The organism is Streptomyces sp. SID3343, assembly GCF_009865215.1.
In the GTDB taxonomy this organism is placed as follows: Bacteria; Actinomycetota; Actinomycetes; order Streptomycetales; family Streptomycetaceae; genus Embleya.
On sequence record NZ_WWJX01000586.1, the window covers coordinates 1 to 2,954 of the forward strand.

General features: G+C 72.4%; 2 protein-coding genes. One reads left to right on the plus strand and one right to left on the minus strand.

The window, feature by feature from the left end; all coding sequences use genetic code 11:
• Nucleotides 1-660 (plus strand): ATP-binding protein (locus GT354_RS18015; RefSeq protein ID WP_237535112.1); only part of this gene is annotated, 660 nt, incomplete at its 5' end.
• Between the two features lie 6 nt (nt 661-666).
• Here GT354_RS18015 and GT354_RS18020 read toward each other — a convergent pair.
• A complete protein-coding gene (locus GT354_RS18020; protein ID WP_161357327.1) occupies nt 667-2,850 on the minus strand; it encodes a xanthine dehydrogenase family protein molybdopterin-binding subunit in 2,184 nt (727 codons plus the stop codon).
• Between the last annotated feature and the right edge of the window lie 104 nt (nt 2,851-2,954).

Here is a 2,954-nt window from a genome sequence, read left to right on the forward strand (position 1 = left end):
CAGTTCGCCTACGTCGCGTCGCACGACCTCCAGGAGCCGCTGCGCAAGGTCGCGAGCTTTTGTGGTCTGCTCCACAAGCGCTACACCGGCAAACTCGACGAACGCGCCGACCAGTACATCGGATTCGCGGTCGACGGCGCGGTGCGGATGCAGGCCCTGATCGACCATCTGTTGGCCTTCTCCCGCGTCGGCCGCGACGCGGCCCCCGCAGTCCCGGTGGACTTGGAGGCGGTGTACGCCACGGTCGTCGGCGACCTCGCCATCACGATCGAGGAGACCGGCGCCGACCTCACGCACGACCCACTGCCCACGGTCAGCGGCGACCGGACCCACCTGTCCCTGGTGGTGCAGAACCTGCTCGCCAACGCGATCAAGTTCCGCAAGCCGGACGAGCCGGTACGGGTGCGGATGCGCACCGAGCGCGACGGCGACGTCTGGCGGATCTCGGTGACCGACAACGGGATCGGCATCGACCCGGCGGACGCCGAACGAGTGTTCGTGATCTTCCAGCGGCTGCACACCCGCGAGGCGTATCCGGGCCACGGCATGGGCCTGGCCATGTGCAAGAAGATCGTCGAGTATCACGGCGGCACGATCGGGATCGACCCGGAGTACACCGCCGGCACCCGAATCGTGTTCACGTTGCCGGTGGCCGAGTAGCCGCGATCAGGCGTCCGCAACCACCCGATCCGGCGTGATCGGCAGGGTCCGTACCCGCACGCCCGTCGCGTGGAAGACCGCGTTGGCCACCGCCGCCGCCGCGCCGACCACGCCGATCTCGCCCGCGCCGCGGGCACCGAGGTCGCTGATGTGCGGGTCGGGGCCGCCCACGAACAGCACGTCGAACGTGCCGATGTCGGCGTTGACCGGCACGTGATAGCCCGCCAGATGAGGTTCGACCACATGGCCGCGCACGGGGTCGATCGCGGTGGCCTCCATCAACGCCTGGGCCAGGCCGAACGTCATGCCGCCGAGCAGTTGGCTGCGGGCGGTTCGCGGATTGACGATCCGGCCGATGTCGAACGCGCCGACCATCCGGCGCACCCTTACGGTCCCGGTCAGCGCGTCCACCGCGACCTCGGCGAACTGCGCGCCGAACGAGTGGATCGCGTACGGCGAATTCTGCTCGGGGTGGTGGTGGCCCGCCGCGGTCAGCTTCGGCGTCCCGGTGCGCGAGAGCTCGGCGGCGTACAGCTCGCAGCCGACCTCGATGGTGTCCAACGCCCGTTCGTACCACGGCGAACGCGGGTCGGCCACGGCGCGCGCGAGCAGGTCGTCCCGGACGTTCTCACACGCGCGCCGCACCGCCGGACCGACCAGCGCGACGGTCTGCGAACCGATCGACGGCGGCGCCTCGGGAAAGTCGGTGTCGCCGAGCAGCACGGTCACCCGCTCGGGCGCGAGGCCGAGCGCGTCCGCGGCGATCTGTCCCAGGACCGTGTAGGTACCGGTGCCGATGTCGTGCGACGCGACACCGATCACGGCCGTGCCGTCGGCGCGGAGCTCGGCCCACGCGGCGGCCGGGCTCTGGTCCATCTCGTGGGTGGCGGTCGCCATGCCGGTGCCGATCAGCACGTCCCCCTCGCGGCGGGTGCCGGGGGTGCGGTCGGCCGGGTCCCAGCCGAAGCGCTCGGCGCCGAGCCGGTAGCAGTCCCGCAGGTGCTTGCCCGACCACGGATGCCCCGTGCTCGGGTCGGTGTCGGCGTAGTTGCGCAACCGCACCTCGATCGGGTCCATCGCGAGTGCGTACGCGAGTTCGTCGAGCGCGGACTCGAGCGCGAACGAACCGGGCGCGCGACCCGGGGCACGCTGGAACGTGGGCGGCGCCATGTCGAGCCGGGCGATGCGCTGGCGCACCGTCACGTTCGGGCACGCGTACAGCATCCGGCTCACCCCGCCCGCCGTTTCGGCCACGTTCTCGCCGACCGACGTGGCCGAGATCGTGTCGTGGCACAGCGCGGTGAGCCGCCCGTCGTGGTGCGCGCCCAGGACGATCCGCTGGCGCGTCGGGGGCCTGCTCCCGCACGACGTGAACATCTGCGGCCGGGTGAGCGCGAGGCGTACCGGCCGGCCGACGTGTCGCGCGACGGCGGCCGACAGCAGGACGTGCGGCCACACCGTGCCCTTGCTGCCGAAGCCGCCGCCGACGAACGTCGACACCACCCGAACGTCGGTCGCGGGCAGGCCGAACGCGGTGGCGAGTGCCAGGCGCACGGCGGCCAGGTTCTGCGTCGAGTCGTACACGGTGAGCCGATCGCCGTCCCACGACGCGGTGGTCACGCACGGCTCCATCGCGTTCATGTGCTGCGGCGGCGTCTCGTAGTGCCCCTCGACGGTGACGTCGGCGACCGCGAGCCCGGTCGCGAGGTCGCCGCGTACGAGGTCCTCGCTCCCGGGCGGCAGTTGCCCTTCCGCGTCCTCGATCCGGGTGGCGGGAACGTCCTCGTGGTAGCTCACCCGGATCCGCCCGGCGGCGTCCACGGCCTGCTCGATCGTCTCGGCGACCACGACCGCGATGTGCTGCCCGTGGTGGTGCACGCTGTGATCGGACAGCGGTGGGCGCGCGTCGCCCATCGGGCCGCCGTCGGCGGAGTAGAACGACGCGACCGGGGCGAAGCGGAGTGGGCCGCCGGGCAGGAACACGGCGAGCACCCCGGGCGCGGCCTCGGCGGGGCCGGCGTCCAGGTCGGTGATCCGGCCCTTGGCGATCGTGCTCTGGAGGACTACGGCGTGCGCGAGACCCGGCAGCCTGAGGTCGCCGGTGTAGGCCGCCGTGCCGGTGACCTTCGCGGGGCCGTCGACGCGCGTGTCCGCGGCGCCGACGGCGGGGGCAACTGGCGTGCCGGTCATGGCCGATCGCCTTCCAGGGTGGTCAGCGCACGGGCGACGACCCGGCGGATCAGTTCGACCTTGTACGCGTTGTCGCGGCGCGGCAGGGCGCCCTCGGTCGCGGC